9 protein-coding genes are annotated in these 16,287 nt (G+C 72.1%); 5 read left to right on the top strand and 4 right to left on the bottom strand.

Annotated features, from left to right (window positions below):
* The first annotated feature begins 8 nt into the window (after positions 1 to 8).
* Together WME76_RS11455 and WME76_RS11450 are read left to right on the top strand one after the other, a co-directional pair.
* Positions 9 to 3,203, top strand: coding sequence for a kelch repeat-containing protein (locus tag WME76_RS11455; protein ID WP_437960170.1), 3,195 nt, complete (start codon positions 9 to 11; stop codon positions 3,201 to 3,203).
* 231 nt (positions 3,204 to 3,434) lie between these two features.
* A complete protein-coding gene (locus WME76_RS11450) occupies positions 3,435 to 6,617 on the top strand; it encodes a Kelch repeat-containing protein (protein ID WP_437960169.1) in 3,183 nt (1,060 codons plus the stop codon).
* Positions 6,618 to 6,681: 64 nt separating this feature from the next.
* On the opposite strand, the gene WME76_RS11445 is transcribed toward WME76_RS11450, so the two are convergent.
* The 3 genes from WME76_RS11445 to WME76_RS11435 all read right to left on the bottom strand — a co-directional run bounded on the left by WME76_RS11445 (position 6,682) and on the right by WME76_RS11435 (position 9,651).
* Positions 6,682 to 7,599, bottom strand: a complete 918-nt coding sequence (locus WME76_RS11445) for an isoaspartyl peptidase/L-asparaginase (RefSeq protein ID WP_437960168.1) — start codon at positions 7,597 to 7,599, stop codon at positions 6,682 to 6,684.
* Between the two features lie 53 nt (positions 7,600 to 7,652).
* Positions 7,653 to 8,213, bottom strand: a complete 561-nt coding sequence (locus tag WME76_RS11440) for a hypothetical protein (RefSeq protein ID WP_437960167.1) — start codon at positions 8,211 to 8,213, stop codon at positions 7,653 to 7,655.
* A gap of 937 nt (positions 8,214 to 9,150) precedes the next feature.
* Complete coding sequence (locus WME76_RS11435) at positions 9,151 to 9,651, bottom strand: hypothetical protein (protein ID WP_437960166.1); 501 nt, start codon at positions 9,649 to 9,651, stop codon at positions 9,151 to 9,153.
* A 585-nt stretch (positions 9,652 to 10,236) separates the two neighbouring features.
* Here WME76_RS11435 and WME76_RS11430 point away from each other — a divergent pair.
* The 3 genes from WME76_RS11430 to WME76_RS11420 all read left to right on the top strand — a co-directional run bounded on the left by WME76_RS11430 (position 10,237) and on the right by WME76_RS11420 (position 15,748).
* On the top strand, positions 10,237 to 12,057 hold the full coding sequence (locus WME76_RS11430; RefSeq protein ID WP_437960165.1) for a hypothetical protein: 1,821 nt from the start codon (positions 10,237 to 10,239) through the stop codon (positions 12,055 to 12,057).
* A gap of 172 nt (positions 12,058 to 12,229) precedes the next feature.
* Positions 12,230 to 13,510: a pyridoxal phosphate-dependent aminotransferase gene (locus tag WME76_RS11425; RefSeq protein ID WP_437962103.1), complete on the top strand. Its 1,281-nt coding sequence runs from the start codon at positions 12,230 to 12,232 to the stop codon at positions 13,508 to 13,510.
* A 90-nt stretch (positions 13,511 to 13,600) separates the two neighbouring features.
* Positions 13,601 to 15,748, top strand: coding sequence for a protein kinase domain-containing protein (locus WME76_RS11420; protein ID WP_437960164.1), 2,148 nt, complete (start codon positions 13,601 to 13,603; stop codon positions 15,746 to 15,748).
* 32 nt (positions 15,749 to 15,780) lie between these two features.
* Here WME76_RS11420 and WME76_RS11415 read toward each other — a convergent pair whose 3' ends face one another.
* Positions 15,781 to 16,221 carry a response regulator gene (locus tag WME76_RS11415; protein WP_437960163.1) on the bottom strand — a complete coding sequence of 147 codons (441 nt, stop codon included), beginning with the start codon at positions 16,219 to 16,221 and terminating at the stop codon, positions 15,781 to 15,783.
* Positions 16,222 to 16,287: the final 66 nt, after the last annotated feature.

Here is a 16,287-nt window from a genome sequence, read left to right as displayed (position 1 = left end):
AAGGTTCGATGCGCCGTGCCGGCTCGTGGACGCTGGCGGTCTTCTGGGCTGCCACGCTGGCCCTGCTGCTCGGCTGCAGCGAGGTCGGAGGTCCGATGGACGCGCGCGCGCTGCGCCGGCAGTTCCCGGAGCAGGCGGACGCCGTCCTTCAAGGCCCGTTCGCCTTCACCGCGGCAGGAGACGGGTTCGAGGCGCTGCGGCCGCCCAACGCGCAGACCGACGCGCGCGCCGACGTGCACGGCGAGGCCGGTCTGCGCCCGAGCTTCCCGCAGCACGGCGACGGCGCCGTTCGCTTCCCGCTGCCCGACGGCGCCGAGGCCCTCGTGCGGGAGCTCGACGCCGCGGGCGAGGCCGCGGTCGCGGACAACGCGGTGGCCTATGCGCGCAAGGGCGGAGCGTCGTTCTGGACCGCCCTGGAGGACGGCTACGAGGAGTGGCTGCTGCTCGAGCCGAGCGCGGTGCGGCGCGACGCGCCCGTCGCCACCTGGCAGGTCGACGGGGCCGCGCTGCGCCAGGACGGCGCGGCCGTGGAGCTGGCGGACGCGCGCGGAACACCGCAGCTCCGCGTCACGGCGCCCGAGGCGTACGCGGCCGGAGGAAGGCCGGTCGACGCACGCCTCGTCGCCCGGGGGAGGCAGATCGAGCTGTGGGTGGATGCCGAGGGCGAGACCGTGCTCGTGGATCCGCGGTGGAGGTCCGTCAGAGAGATGAACTCCCCCCGCTACCGACATACGGCGACGCCGCTGCCGGACGGGCGGGTCCTCGTCGTCGGCGGCTATCATCGCTGGAACGCGCACGACAGCGCTGAGCTGTTCGACCCGGCCTCGGGCGAATGGTCGGTCCAGGGGTCGATGAGCGCCGCCCGCGCCGATCACACGGCCACGCTGCTGCCGGACGGGCGGGTCCTCGTCATCGGCGGCGATACCGGCGGCACCGAGGGCGATACCGCCGCCCCGGATCTCGCAGGAGCGCTCGACAGCATCGAGGTGTTCGACCCGGACTCCGGCCAAGCAAGCGGGTGGTCCACCGGAGATCCCATGAAGGCTGCCCGCGCCGATCACACGGCCACGCTGCTGTCGGATGGACGGATTTTCGTCGCCGGCGGCTACGGCCCTGAAGGAGCGCTCGACAGCGCCGAGCTGTTCGACCCGAGCTCCGGCAGGTGGTCGACGCTGCAGCCCATGCGCGCCGCCCGCACGGCGCACACGGCGACCCTGCTGTCGGACGGGCGGGTCCTCGTCGCCGGCGGCGAAGGTGCCGACGGCGTGCTCGACAGCGCCGAGCTGTTCGACCCGCGCTCGGGCAGGTGGTCGACGCTGCAGCCCATGCGCGCCGCCCGCACCGCGCACACGGCGACGCTGCTGCAGGACGGGCGGGTCCTCGTCGTCGGCGGCGCCGATCCAGACGGCGCGCCCAACGACGCCGAGCTGTTCGACCCGGGCACGGGGACATGGCTCACGGTCAGGCGCATGGCCGCCGCCCGCACCGCGCACACGGCGACGCTGCTGCCGGACGGGCGGGTCCTCATCACCGGCGGCGACGGGCCTGAAGGATCGCTCGACGGCGTCGAGGTGTTCGACCCGGGCTCCGGCAGGTGGCTATCGCTCCAGTCCATGCAGAGGTCCCGGGCCGAGCACACAGCGGCGCTGCTGCCGGATGGGCGGGTGCTCGTCGCCGGCGGCTCCGTGCATGGAACGATCGACGACGCCGAGCTGCTCGACCCGGACGTGGGCCTGTGGCGGTCGGTCGCCCCGCTGCACATCGCTCGGGAGGAGCACACAGCGACGCTGCTGCAGGACGGACGGGTGCTCGTCGCCGCCGGAACGGGCGGCTCCGGCGGCCCACACCCCGGAGGGCGCGTCGACGTCACCGAGGTGTTCGACCCGGACTCCGGCACCTGGCACGTCGTCGGCCCCATCGGCCAGGTCCGGACTGAGCACACGGCAACGTTGCTGCAGGACGGACGGGTGCTCCTCGCCGGCGGTTCCGAGGTCATCGATGACCAATCGGGCGAGCTGCGATCGCTGACTCACGCCGAGCTGTTCGACCCGGGCTCCGGCACCTGGCAGCCGGCCAGCCCCATGAACATCGCCCGGTACTCGCACACGGCAACGTTGCTGCAGGACGGACGGGTGCTCGTCGCCGGCGGCCGCAATCAACAGGGAACCGGACTTCCGGACAGCGCCGAGCTGTACGATCCCGCTTCAGGCAGGTGGATGCTCGTCGAGCCCATGCTCGCTCCGCGACAGGCGCACACGGCGACGCTGCTGCTGAACGGGCAGGTGCTCGTCGCCGGCGGCTATAGCCCTGATGGAGTGCTCGACGGCGCCGAGGTGTTCGATCCGGGTTCTGGCGGGTGGCTGCCGCTCGGGGCCATGATCTCAGCGCGTTCGGTGCACACCGCGACGCTGCTGCCGGACGGACGGGTGCTCGTCGCCGGCGGCTTCGACGCCGCGGGCGATCTCGACAGCGCCGAGGTGTTCATCCCGGACTCCGGCAGGTGGCTGCCCCTCGGGTCCATGCACACCGCCCGCATCGATCACACAGCGACGCTGCTGCCGGACGGGCGGGTGCTCGTCCTGGGCGGCGCCAACATCCAGGCCTTCACCCTGCAGCCGCACACCGTCGAGGCGTTCGATCCGTCCTCCGGAGCGTGGTTCCCCCTCGAGCCCCTGCCCCTGGCCCGGTACTTCCACAGCACCACGCTGCTGAAGGATGGCGGGGTCCTCGTGGCCGGCGGCGGCGATGAAGGAGAGCTCGACAGCGTCGTCCTCTTCCGCCCGATGTCGGACGGCAGCCCCTGCGCCGCGGACGTCGAATGCAGCAGCGGCCACTGCACCGACGGCGTCTGCTGCGAGCGGGCCTGCGACGTCTACCTCTGCGAAGCGTGCTCGGCGCTCCGGGGCGCCTCCGCCGACGGCGTCTGCACGTCGCTGCACCCCGACTACGTGCCCTTCGCCTGCTCGCCGCAGACCGGGGAGCGAATGGATCCCTGCGAGTCGGTCCACCACTGCGCCGACGGCTTCGTCTGCGATGAAGGCGGAGAGTGCGTCCCGCCGCCGCAGAGCGGCGGGTTCCTCGCCAAGGGCGGCTGCCGCCTCGCCATCGCGACGGCCGCGGAGCCGGCGGGGCGCGTACCCGCGGAGCTCGGCCTGCTGACGCTCGCCGCCGCCTCGGCGGCGCTGCGCCGGCGCCGCAGGTGACGGCCTCGGCGGCGCTAGCACACGGTCGCGCTGCGCGGCGAGGGACACCTCGGCACGCCGTCGGCGCCGTCGCCGGCGCGCTCCTGGACGCGCGCCAGGTCGTGGCCGCGGGGCCCGATGGCTACGGGACGTTCCCGGAGGAGAGGCTCACTGGCCCCGTGTTCCGCACTGTCGCACCGGGGATCGGAGCTCGTTACGAGCTTTACTGACAGGAGGAGAGGGAGATTCGATATGCCCATCGCGGGTTCGACGCGCCATCCCGGCCTGCGGACGCTGGCGCTCTTCTGGACGGGCGTGCTCGCCGTGCTGCTCGGCTGCAGCGAGATCGCCGATCCGCTCGACGCGCGCGCCCTGCGGCGACAGTTCCCCGAGCAGGCAGACGCCATCCTCCAAGGCCCGTTCGCCTTCACCGCGGCGAGCGGTTCGTTCGAGCCCGTGCGCTCCTTCGAAGCGCCCGAGGACCGGCCCGGTGAGGCCGCTCCGCGTCCCCGCTTCCCCATGCACGGCGACGGCGCCCTTCGCTTCCCGCTGCCCGACGGCACCGAGGCCCTCGTGCGGGAGCTCGGCGCGGCGGGCGAGGCCGCGGTCGCGGAGAACGCGGTGGCCTATGCGCGGAGGGGCGGAGCGTCGTTCTGGACCGCCCTGGAGGACGGCTACGAGGAATGGCTGCTGCTCGATCCGAGCGCGGTGCGGCGCGACGCGCCCGTCGCCACCTGGCAGGTCGACGGGGCGGCGCTGCGCCAGGCCGGCGCGGCCGTGGAGCTGGCGGACGCGCGCGGAACACCGCAGCTCCGCGTCACGGCGCCCGAGGCGTACGCGGCCGGAGGAAGGCCGGTCGACGCACGCCTCGTCGCCCGGGAAAGGCAGCTCGAGCTGTGGGTGGATGCCGAGGCGGAGACCGTGCTCGTGGATCCGCGGTGGAAGCTCAAGAGGACGATGAGCACCCCCCGGAGCTGTCACACGGCGACGCCGCTCCCGGGCGGTCGAGTGCTCGTCGTCGGCGGCCACGACAGGGATGGATCGATCCTCGACAGCGCGGAGATCTTCGACCCGATATCGGATACATGGCTCCCCGCCGAGCGCATGCACACCGCCCGCGCTTGCCACACCGCCACGGAGCTGCCGGACGGACGGGTGCTCGTCACCGGCGGCACCCGGTATTCTGGCGACGAACCGTTGCTGGCGAGCGGCGAGCTGTTCGACCCAGTCTCCGGCGCTTGGTCATCGGTCAGCGACATGCTCACGGCCCGCATCGATCACATCGCCGTGCCGCTGCCGGACGGCGAGGTGCTGATCGCCGGCGGCTCGACTCGGGGAAACGCAATCATCGGCAGCGCCGAGGTGCTCGACCTGGCCTCCGGCACCTGGTCATCGGTCGGCGACATGCTCACGGCCCGCACCCTACACATCGCCGTGCCGCTGCAGGGCGGCGAGGTGCTGGTCGCCGGTGGGAAGATCCGTGTCGGGCCTGGTGAGATCGGCACCCTCAGCAGCGCGGAGGTGTTCGACCCGGCCACGAAGGCGTGGCGAAGCACCGAGCCCATGATCGTCGATCGGTCCTCGCCCACCGCCACGGTGCTCCCGGACGGGCGGGTGCTCGTCACCGGCGGCGATCGCGACGAAGTCATCGACGGCGTGGAGCATGGGTTAAAGATCGACAGCGCGGAGGTGTTCGACCCGGCTTCCGAGACATGGTCGCCGATCCCGCCCATGCCCACGGCCCGCAGCCAGCACACCGCCTCGCTCCTATCGGATGGGCGGGTGCTCGTCGCTGGTGGCCAGGGCGCCTGGCCTGATCTGGACAGCGCCGAGGTGTTCGACCCGGCGTCCGGTATGTGGCGAGCGGTCGCGCCCATGGTCGACGCCCGCAGTCAGCACACCGCCTCGCTGCTACCGGATGGGCGGGTGCTCGTCGCAGGCGGAAACGGCGACGGCAGCCTCGCCAGCGTCGAGGTGTTCGACCCGGCCTCCAGCGTGTGGTCACGCGCTGATGACATGGCCAACGCCCGCCATGAGCTCACCATGACGGCGCTGCCGGACGGTCGGGTGCTCGCCGCTGGCGGTTATGCTCAGTCCGCAGTCACCAACAGCGCGGAGGTGTTCGACCCGACCTCCGGCACGTGGTCACCGGCCGACTCCATGAACACCGCCCGCTTCCAGCAGACCGCCACGGCGCTCGGGGACGGTCGGGTGCTCGTCGTCGGCGGCGAAGACTTCCTCACCGGGCAGCGTATCGATAGCGTCGAGATCTTCGATCCGGTCTCCGGGGTATGGCGCGCTCTCGCGTCCATCAGCGCCCGCTCCTCGCACACCGCGGCGCTGCTGTCCGACGGGCGGGTGCTCATCACGGGCGGCTCCGGGAACGAAACAGGGCTCCACCATGCGGAGATGTTCGATCCGGTCTCGGAGACATGGCGATCCACCGGGGCCATGCTCGAGCCGCGCATGGAGCACACGGCCACGCTGCTGCTGGATGGACGGGTGCTCGTCGCCGGCGGCGGTGGCGATGGCAACGCCCGGATACTCAAGGACGCCGAGGTGTTCGATCCGGCATCCGAGTTGTGGGTGACCGTCGGGACGATGCTCGACGCTCGCAGCGAGCACACCGCGACGCGCCTGCTGGATGGGCGGGTGCTCGTCGCCGGCGGTATCATCCAGGGACGGATGCTCGACAGCGCCGAGATGTTCGATCCGATATCCGGCACGTGGACGCCCCTCGCGCCCATGCTCACCCCCCGCTTCCAGCACACCGCGACGTTGCTGAGCAACGGGCAGGTGCTCGTCATGGGCGGCTCCTACCACGATATGGGGATTCCCTACCTCGACAGCGCCGAGGTGTTCGATCCGGCATCGGGGATCTGGCGCGCTGTCGGGTCGATGCTCGTCGGCCGCACCGGGCACGAGGCCGTGCCGCTGCCGGGTGGGCGGGTGCTCGTCGCGGGCGGCAGTGGGTACGAAGGCGCCCTGACGAGCGCCGAGATCTTCAGCCCGATGCCGAACGGCCGCATCTGCGCGGCCGACGCCGAGTGCCAGAGCGGCTTCTGCACGGACGGTGTCTGCTGCGATCTGCGCTGCAACGAGTACCTCTGCGAGGCGTGCTCGGATCACCGGGGCGCCTCCAAGGACGGCGTCTGCACGTCGCTGCACCCCGACTACACGCCGTTCGCATGCTCGCCCCGGACCGGTCAGGCAACGAGGCCCTGCCAGTCGGTCCACGACTGCGCCGAGGGGTTCGTCTGCGACGCTCCCTCGGGCGACTGCGTCCCGCCGCCGCCCGCTCGCGGTTACCTCGACAAGGGCGGCTGCCACCTCGCCGCCCGGGCGGCCGCGGGCCTACCCGCGCGCGGCCCGCTGGAGCTCGGCCTGCTGGCGCTCGCCGCGCTCGCCGCCGCGCTGCGCAGGCGCGGCGCGTGACCCCACGACCGCGCCCCGGCGAACCTGCAGGAGAGCGCCCGGCGGACGCGCCACCGATGCAGGATCACACCCCGCTCTCCTCACCCCAGTCCCCGGCCGCCGCCCAGGACATCGTCGCCGTGGAGCGCGCCAGCCCGAACCGCCCGTCGCGGTCGATGGCGATGACGCCGCCGGTCATGTCGAGCCGCTCGGCGAGGTGCGCGATGATCCCCCGCGCCGCGTCGACCGCGCTGGCGCCGGCGCGCATCCGCTCCGCGGCCGAGTGCGCCACCGCGAGGCGGATCATCCCCTCGCCGTAGCCGGTCGTGGACACGGCGCCGGCCTCGTCGTCGGCGTACGTGCCCGCGCCGATGAGCGGCGAGTCGCCGACCCGCCCGACCCGCTTGTTCACCGTGCCGCCGGTGCTCGTCGCCGCGGCGGTGAGCCCGCTCGCGTCGCGCGCCACCGCCCCGACCGTGCTGCCCGCCCAGGAGGTCGCGCGGCCCGCGCCCTGCTGGGCGGCGGCGAGCGCCTCCCGCGCGGCCTCGGTGATGAGCGCTGCCTCGCCCACGGGCGTGAACCCCTTCATCCGCGCGAACCTCGCGGCGCCGTGCGCGGCGTAGAGCACGTGGCGGCCGTCCTCCAGCGCCGCGCGCGCGATCGCGATCGGCTCGGCGAAGTCCGCGAGCGCGCAGACCGCGCCGGCGCGCAGCCCGCGGCCCTCCATGATCGACGCGTCGAGCTCGATGTGGCCCTCCTCGTTGAGGCACGCGCCGGTGCCCGCGTTGAAGAGCGGATCGTCCTCGAGGACGCGCACAGCGCGCTCGACCGCGTCGAGCGCGCCGCCGCCCTCGGCCAGCACGCGCGCCCCCTCGCGCGCCGCGCGGAGGCACCCCGCCGCGTGCAGCGGCCGCCGCTCGGGGGCGACGTTGCCCGCGCCGCCGTGGACCAGGATGGAGCGCTGTCCGCCGCGCCCGCCCAGATGATGGATGACGTGCTTCACGGTCGCGGCACCCTACCGCGGCGCGCGCCCGGAGGTCCACGCTCCGCCGCCGCTCACTCGGGCGGACGCGCGCTCCGCTTCGCCTCGAGATCGTAGGTCATCCCGCACGGCAGCGCCGCGAACACCGGCGCGACGCTGAGCTCGCCGGGCACGAGATCCTCGCAGCGCGAGCCCGCCGTCGGCGCGAACTCGTACGTCATCCGCGCCTCGAAGCGGGTGAACTCGTCGTCCACGCCGCGGAGCTCCCCGCGCGCCCGGTCGCGCCGCTCGACCGAGCAGGGCGGCCCCGGCGGCATGTCGCCGCCGCGCATGTCCACCACCACGCGCGCCTCGATCGAGAAGCCCTCGTCGTCGTCGAGGATGCCCTCGACGACGCTGGCGCCGTTGTCCCAGTACAGCGCGCCCTCGTCGCGCGCGAGCTCGACGTCGAACTCCCAGAGGCGCGCCGCGCCGAGCGCCCCCTCGCCGCACGTGTTCGACGTCTGCGTCGCGACCACGTGGAACGCGCCGAGCGCCGTCCCCGGCTCGTCGGCGGCCTGGTCCCCGAACGCCTCGACGCACCCCGAGAGCGCAGGCAACGCCGGCATCACCGCGAGCAGCAGCAGCATCCGCATCGACGCCGCCTACCAGACCGGCGCAGCGCAGGACAAAAAAGCGCGCGCTGGCAATGGAAATAAAAAACGGGCCGGGTGCTTCGCTTGCACCCGACCCGTCCCGTGGGCCTCTACCGTAGGCCTTCTGGACCCCGCTTGATCCCGCCTGTGCGGCGCCTCCCCTGTCCCATCGCGACGAGCGATCGACCCCGGAGCACCGGTGAGAATCGTCTCCGGAAGACCTGAGTCTTCCACGATTCTCTCTCTGCCGGCCTCGCGGAGGTCGCGATGGCTGTCAACAGGTTGTCAGGCGCCGGACCTGGCCGAGCGCGGACGCGTCTCGCAAGGCCCTGATGGCCCTGCGTCACGCTCCACGAGGGTCAGCTGTTCCCAGCCTCCGGTATAGAAGAGCCACTGGTACTGTGCATGGTGTCCATCCCTCCTCCGGCGTGCCGGCACCCCGCGCCGGATCGAAAGCATCGTCCGGCATGGCAGGGGTGTTCGATTGCGGATCAGCGGAGAGCCCGCCGATCTGGTATCGACCCCGGTGCCACGGTGCTCCGCGGCAGGACCATCCTGGAGCTGACGCTCCGTCCGAAGCCGAGGACCAGCCTATCACCGCTGTTCAGGCGAGCAAGGGCCTCACGCACCGAAACATGCAAAGTGACTCACTTCCTTTTTCTCCGGCTCTCGCCTCCGCTGGCTCGGCTGCCGGAGCGGTCAGACGGCAGCGCGCGCAGCGCAGCTTGACAAGAGCAGCAGAGCGGTCGAACGGGAGGGCGCGCAAAGCGCGTGCGACGGAACCGACGGAACGTACGAGACCGAAGAGACCGGCGAGCCCGCGGCGCGGCAGCGGCGAGGACGGCCGCGGGATCGCCCCGCGCGCAGCGATCTCCGCCGCGGGATCCGCGGCGCTGCGCGGCCGCGGCGCCGGGGCGCGGGGTCGGTCGCGCGTCCGCTACACGTGCACGAACCAGCTCGTCTCCTCGCCCTCCGGCAGCGCCGAGGCGAGGACCGCGAGCATCGCGTCGATCTCTTCCTTCGTGTGCACGCCGCTGCGCAGGATGGCCGCCGGCCCCTCGCCCGCCGGCACCACCACGGACTCGACGGCGAGCGCCGTCTCGACGCCGTAGCCGTAGGACGCCAGCGTCACGACGGCGGTGGCTTCCCGGTCGTCGAGCAGCCTGCGGATCGTCAGCGTGCGGCGCACGCGCTCGCTGTCCTCCGCCCACGTCGCGAGCCACGCGCGCGTGGCCTCGTCGAGGCCGACGAGCACGAGCTGCGCGGGCGGCATCGCGTCGGGATCGGCCGCTGCCACCGCGGCGCGGTGGAAGCCCCGCACCTCCCGGCACCAGAGCGGCGGCGCGCCGTCGACTCGGACGACAAAGCCGTAGGGACCACGAGCCCCCTCGCGCTCGGAGCCCCCCGAGGAAGCGGAAGAGAAACTGTCGTTCGACACGAAGGGAGACGATACACGAGCTCTGCTCTGCGGAGGAAGCCCGCTCGATTGCGCAGCACGTCGAACCGACACGGCTCCGCCCTGGCCACACGCGGCACCTGGGTACGCTCGCTGTTCCCGGTTGTTCCCGGTGGTTCCCGGTTGTTCCCGGCTGTTCCTGCTGTGAGCTCCCGCTGTTCCCGCTGTTCCCGGCTGTTCGTGGCTGTTCCTGCCGGCTCCCGGCGCGCCTTGCCGTTCCCGACGGTTCCTTGCTCTTCCCATCGGGTCCGCGGCTCCCCGCCGTGCTCGCATCCGCAGTTCCTCGCAGTTCCTCGCGGTCGCCGCAGTTCCCCACGCCCCCTTCAACGAGACCGCCACACTCCCTGGATTTCGGCTAAGGTGGCCCCGCCTCCCCTGTGGAGCCCGTCCGGGACGGGGTGCGTTTTGCACCTACGGTGCCGCCCCTACCGACGCGCTCCAGCCCGCCTCCGCGGGTCGGGGCGGCGGCGGCAGCGCCCGCCGCCGGGCGCCGCGGTGGCAACCGGCGCAGAGGCCCGTCGGCGCGCCCCGCCGCGTCACCCCCGATCCCGATCCGACACGCAGGCCATGAAGCTCACGTCACAAGAAATCATCGAGATCGTCGCCGCGCTCTGCGCGTTCCTTGTCGTCGCGTACGCGCTCAACTCGTTCGCCCCGGCGCGCTCCCGCGTGCTGGCGCGGTACGTCACGGTCGCCGGCGGCGTCGCGCTGTTCTTCTATGGCCTGCACCGGTACATCGACGAGCACGCCCGCGCCGTGGACCTGGCGAAGGTGCTGATCGCGATGGGCGCCGCGCTCTGCGTCTTCTACGAGACGCAGCGCGAAGGGATGCGCAGGCCGATCGCCGAGCGCTGGAAGCGGTTCGTCGGCGTGGCGCTCGGGATCGCCGCCATCCTCTGCTACTTCAACGGCTTCCGCTTCGGCTATCCCAAGTATTACCACCGCTGGGATCAGTTCCATTACTACATGGGGGCCAAGTACTTCCCCGAGATGGGGTACGACGGCCTCTACAAGTGCGCGCTGATCGCGCAGGACGAGCTCGGGCTCGTCACGTACACGAACGAGGACACCGGGCGTCAAGTCAAGCTGGACATGGCGAAGGAGGTCCGCCATCCGGACAAGAAGATCCGGAACCTCGGCGGCGACAACCTCCTCATGCCGGCGAGCGAGGTGCTCAGTCAACCGGAGGTCTGCAAGGCGCACTTCTCCCCGGGACGATGGGAGGCATTCAAGGCCGACGTGCAGTTCTTCCGGACGTCCTCGGACAAGGGCTACTGGGAGGACATGCAAAAGGACCACGGCTACAACCCGCCGCCGGTCTGGACGATCATGGGCAAATTCTGGGCGGACCTCCAGCCGGCCAGCACGCGCTACCTCCAGTTCCTCGCCAGCTTCGATATTTTCTATCTCCTCGGGATGTTCGTCGCCCTCTACTGGGCCTTCGGCTGGCGGGTCTTCGCGGTCGCGGCGATCTTCTGGGGCTGCCAGTCGTCAGCGCCGTTCTACTGGACCGGCGGCGCGTTCCTCCGGCAGGACTGGCTCTTCTACCTCGTCCTGTCGGCCTGCCTCATCCGCAAGCGGTACTTCAAGCTGGCCGGCGCGAGCATGGTCTACGCCGGTCTCCTGCGCATCTTCCCGGGCCTGCCCGTGATCGGCTGGCTGACGGTCGCGGGGATTCACCTCGTCCGTCACAAGCGCATGGCGAAGTCACACGTGCAGGTGCTGATCGGGGGCGTCCTTGCGGCGGCCGTGCTCATCCCGGTGAGCATGAAGGTCTCCGGCAAGGAGTCGTACGTGCAGTTCTACGAGCACACGCTCAAGGTGCACGACCAGACGCCGCTGACCAACCACATGGGCCTGCGCGTCCTCGTCGCCCACAAGCCCGGGACCGGCGTCGAGTCCGGCCGGATGAAGTACACGAAGGACACGAAGCTCGTCGATCCGTTCGAGGTCTGGAAACGGATGCGCAACGAGCGCTACGCGAAATACCGCTATGTCGCCTACGCGATCATCGCCGCGAGCCTGGCTGCCTTCGTCTACGTGTGCCGGCGGATCCGCTCGCTCTGGGTGGCCCAGTGCCTGGCCCAGATCTTCATCATCCTGCTCTCACAGCTCACCTGTTATTACTACTCGTTCATGATCCTGAGCGCGCCGCTCACCCGGCTGAAACGGCAGATCGAGGTGCCCCTGTTCGGCCTGGCCGCGCTCAGCCAGTTCATCTGGATCACGTTTCACTATAACGACGACAAGTACACGGCGCTGACCGCGGTCTCACTCGCCTTCTGCTACTACCTGCTTTGCCTCTTCTCGGGTAAGCCGGTGCCGTGGGCGCGGCGCGTCGAGCCCGAGGCGGCGGACGGCGGAAAGCCTGCCGCGCAGCAGGCCTGAGGCGCTCGCCCCTCCGCGCTGAGAGACCTCGACAGCGCACCCCCGCGATGCCTGGAAACGAACGATGACGGACGTAGTGCGAGAGCATCCAGAAGAGCCCGGCGACCTCCAGGGAGACGAGGCCCGCCCGAGCGACCCCGGGGCGCCGGCCGACCGGGAGAACAAGGCGCCCATGCGCGCCGACGAGCGGGCGGTCCACGCCTTCCGGAAGGTGCCGCGGACGGGCGTCATCTACGTGACGACCGAGGCCGCGCGCCTCGGGTTCAAGCCCGGCGCCGACGAGGGCACGGACGGCTGGTGCAACCTCGGGCAAGGGCAGCCCGAGACGGGCCCGCTCCCGGGCGCGCCCGAGCGCTGCGCGGCGGTGCCGATCGCCGGCGACGACCAGGAGTACGCGCCGGTGGCCGGCCTGTGGGAGCTGCGCGAGGCGATCGCCTCCCTGTACAACCGCGCGTACCGGCGGGGTATGCCGTCGCGCTACACCGCCGAGAACGTCGCCGTGTCGGGCGGGGGCCGCATCGCCCTCACCCGCGCCGCGGCGGCGCTCGGGCAGATCAACCTCGGCCACTTCCTGCCCGACTACACCGCGTACGAGGAGCTGCTCGACGTCTTCCGGTTGTTCTCGCCGATCCCGATCCTGCTCGAGGGCGAGCGGGGCTACTCGTTCTCGGTCGGCGACCTCCGCCGCGAGATCCTGGGGCGCGGCCTGAGCGCGATCCTCGCGTCGAACCCGTGCAACCCGACCGGAAAGCACGTGCGCGGCGAGGAGCTCGCCGCCTGGGTCCGCACCGCGAAGGAGCTCGATTGCGCGCTCTTGCTCGACGAGTTCTACTCGCACTACGTCTACGGGATGGGCGACGTGGCGCCGATGGAGAGCGCCGCGCGCTACGTCGAGGAGGTCGACCGCGATCCGGTGGTGATCTTCGATGGGCTGACGAAGAACTGGCGCTACCCTGGCTGGCGCGTCACCTGGACGCTCGGGCCGCGCGAGGTCATCGAGGCGGTCGCGAGCGCCGGCAGCTTCCTCGACGGCGGCGGCTCGAAGCCGATGCAGCGCGCTGCGGCAGAGCTGCTCACCATCGAGCACACCCGCGCCGAGACGACGGCCATCCACCGGGCCTTCTCGCGCAAGCGCGAGCTCCTGATCGCCGGGCTGCGCAAGCTCGGCGTGACCATCGACGCGGAGCCCGAGGGCACGTTCTACGTCTGGGGCTCGGTCGCCGATCTGCCCCCAGGGCTCTCCGACGGGCACGGCTTCTTCCGGGCGGCCCTCGGGGAGCGGATCATCGTGGTGCCGGGCGAGTTCTTCGACGTCAACCCGGGCAAGCGGCGGGCGGGACGGCCGTCGCGGTTCCGCCATCACGTCCGCTTCTCGTTCGGACCGAGCGAGGAGGTCCTCGTCCGGGCGCTCGGGCGGCTCGAGCGCATGGTAGGCGAGCGTCGCCGGGCCTGACACCGGCGGCGCCGCGCAGCGGAGCGGCAGGACGGTGCCGAGCGCCAGGTCTTGTCGCGCTGCACGTCTTCCGACATGGTGGGGGAGCGCGTGGCCAAAGATCCGTGGAGTGATTGGAACGACGACGACCCCGGTAACTTCCAGCCGGGCGATACGATCGGCCCCTATGAGCTGCTGTTCCCTGCGGCCGTGGGCGGCATGGCCGCCGTGTGGGCTGCGCGCCTGAGGCGGCCCAACGGCTCCGTCCAGATCGTCGCCGTCAAGCTGCTGTCCGACGCGATGCGGGGGGACGACGACGCGCGCGCGATGTTCCTCGACGAGGCGTGCACCGCGTCGCGCATCCTCCACCCGAACGTGGTGCACATCCTCGCGTACGGCGAGGTCCGCGACCGGCCGTACCTCGCGATGGAGTGGATCGACGGCGCGCCGATCGCGAAGATCTTCTCGAACCAGAAGGCGAAGCGGGCGCTGCTGCCGCTCGGCTGGGTGCTCCACGTGATGATCGACGCGTGCGCCGGCCTGCACGCGGCGCACGAGGTCCGCGACGACACGGGGGAGCTGCTCAACCTGATCCACCGCGACGTCACGCCGGAGAACGTGATGGTGACCTTCGACGGCATGGTCAAGGTCGTCGACTTCGGGGTCGCGAAGACGCGGGCGCGCGCGCAGATCAGCCGCGTCGGCGCGATCAAGGGCAAGACGGGGTACTTCTCGCCCGAGCAGGTCATGGGCGGGACGCTCGACCGCCGCAGCGATCTCTTCTCCATGGGCGTGCTGCTGTACCTGCTCGTGACGGGTCACACGCCGTTCCGCGGCAAGGGCCCGCTCGAGGCGATGCAGCAGATCGCGAACCGCAACCCGCAGCCGCCGCGCGAGATCATGCCCGAGGTCCACCCGGAGCTCGACCGCATCATCATGCGGGCGCTCGCGAAGAACCCGAACGAGCGGTACCAGACGGCCGCGGAGCTGCGCCGCGATCTCGAGCAGGTGAGCGTCGCGGTCCGCGAGAGCTACAGCGACAAGCAGGTCGGCCAGCTCGTGCGCGATCTGCTCCCCGGCGTCGCCGAGGCGCGCAAGGAGCGGATCGACCAGGCGATCGACGAGCTCGACCGCATCCTCGCCGAGCGCGCCCACCCGCAGCGGCCGCAGGCCGCGCGGCCCGAGGACGCGACGGAGGTGATGCTCCGGCGCATCTCCATGCTGCCGATCCTGCAGGACGGGCCGGAAGCGACGGAGGACGGGGCGTCGTCCGATGCGGCGTCGGCCTCGTCCGCGGCGGGTCCGGCGAGCTCGCGCATGTCCGGGCCGGCCAGCTCGCGCATGTCCGGGCCGACCAGCTCGCGCATGTCGGGACCGGCCAGCTCGCGCATGTCGGGGCCGACGAGCTCGCGGCGGACGAACCAGGACCCGACGCGCAAATCGAACCCGGATGCGACCCGCAAGTCGAACCCGGACGCGACCCGCAAGTCGCACCCGGACGCGACGGTCTCGCCGCTCGAGTTCGCGGCCGGGCTTCAGCCGCTCCCGCTGGGCCTGCCGCCGACGCACGCGGGCCACGCGCCTGCGCACGGGGGGCCGGCGGTGCACGCGGGCGATCCCACGGACGCGGGCGCGTCGATCCCCGAGCGGCGCGCGCGCCCGGCCCCAGCGAGGGGGTCCCTCGTCCGGACCGCGCTGCTCACGCTGGCCATCCTGGGCCTGGCCGCCGTCGTTGCGCTCCTGCTGGTCCGGCGCTCCCGCGGCCTGCCGTTCGGCTCGCTGGTGTCGCCTTTCGCGATCCCCAGCGCGCCCGGGCCGACCCTGGATCCGCCCGACGCCGCCGTCGACGCGGCGGCAGCGCAGGACGCGAGCGCGCCCGCCGTGGCGGCTCCAATCGAGCCCGTCGCCGACGCCGCGGCGCCGGCCGACGCGGCCGCGGTCGAGGTGGTCGCCGACGCCGCGGTCCCTGCCGACGCCGGGGCCGGCGCCGAGGTCCCCGCCGACGCCGCCGCGCCGCTCGCGAGCGGGCAACCCGGCGCTGCGCCCGCGCCGGCAGTGCCATACCCGGTCGCCCCTGCGCCGCGCGTCCCGGGGCCGATGCCCACGCCGGCCGTCACCGGGTTCCCGTCGCCGCGGCCCGCGGCGACGCCGTCGAGCCCGCCGGGCCCCGCGCAGGCCCCGCCGCGCGCGCCCGTTCCGGGCCAGCCCCCGCCGCGCGCGCCCGCGCCGCCGCCGAACCTCGACCTGGCGCCGCGGTAACCCCGCCCGGCCCGCCCCGCCGCAGCGGGCGCTCAGTCCTTCTTCGGCCTGTCCACCTGACTCTTGTCGGGCAGCGGCGATGGCGGCGTCGGGGTGACGCGGGACGCCGCCTTCTTCAGAGACGACTCCGCGAGCGACACCAGCGTTGCGAGGTGCACCGGCTTCGAGAGCAGGAAGATCGCGTGACGCCGCAGCGCGCGGATGCGGGCCTGCTGCGACTCATCCGCGGTCACGACGAACACGGGCGTGTCCCGGTTCAGCGCGCCCTTGGCCGAGAGCGAATCGAGCACGCTGAAGCCGTCGACGAGCGGCATGTGCAGGTCGAGCACCACGAGATCGAACTTGCGCGCGGAGAGCCGCCGCAGGGCCGGCGCCCCGCCGTTGGCCTCCTCGATGTCGCCGAGCGTACGGAGCGCGCGCGCAAACATGCCTCGAATCGCAGCGTCGTCGTCGATGACGAGGATGCACGTCACAGCATGATGATGTTTGCACGGGTACGGAAGCGCTGGAAGCTCGGCGCAGAGTTCCGCATCACGCGC

It is taken from the genome of Sorangium sp. So ce119 (assembly GCF_051524405.1).
In the GTDB taxonomy this organism is placed as follows: Bacteria; Myxococcota_A; Polyangia; order Polyangiales; family Polyangiaceae; genus Sorangium; species Sorangium cellulosum_G.
This window is presented reverse-complemented; position numbering and strand designations above follow the sequence as displayed.

Coding starts and splice junctions, on each gene's coding strand:
- WME76_RS11455 (WP_437960170.1), top strand. CDS start 9: ATGCGCCGTGCCGGCTCGTGGACGCTGGCGGTCTTCTGGGCTGCCACG.
- WME76_RS11450 (WP_437960169.1), top strand. CDS start 3,435: ATGCCCATCGCGGGTTCGACGCGCCATCCCGGCCTGCGGACGCTGGCG.
- WME76_RS11440 (WP_437960167.1), bottom strand. CDS start 8,213: ATGCGGATGCTGCTGCTGCTCGCGGTGATGCCGGCGTTGCCTGCGCTC.
- WME76_RS11430 (WP_437960165.1), top strand. CDS start 10,237: ATGAAGCTCACGTCACAAGAAATCATCGAGATCGTCGCCGCGCTCTGC.
- WME76_RS11425 (WP_437962103.1), top strand. CDS start 12,230: ATGCGCGCCGACGAGCGGGCGGTCCACGCCTTCCGGAAGGTGCCGCGG.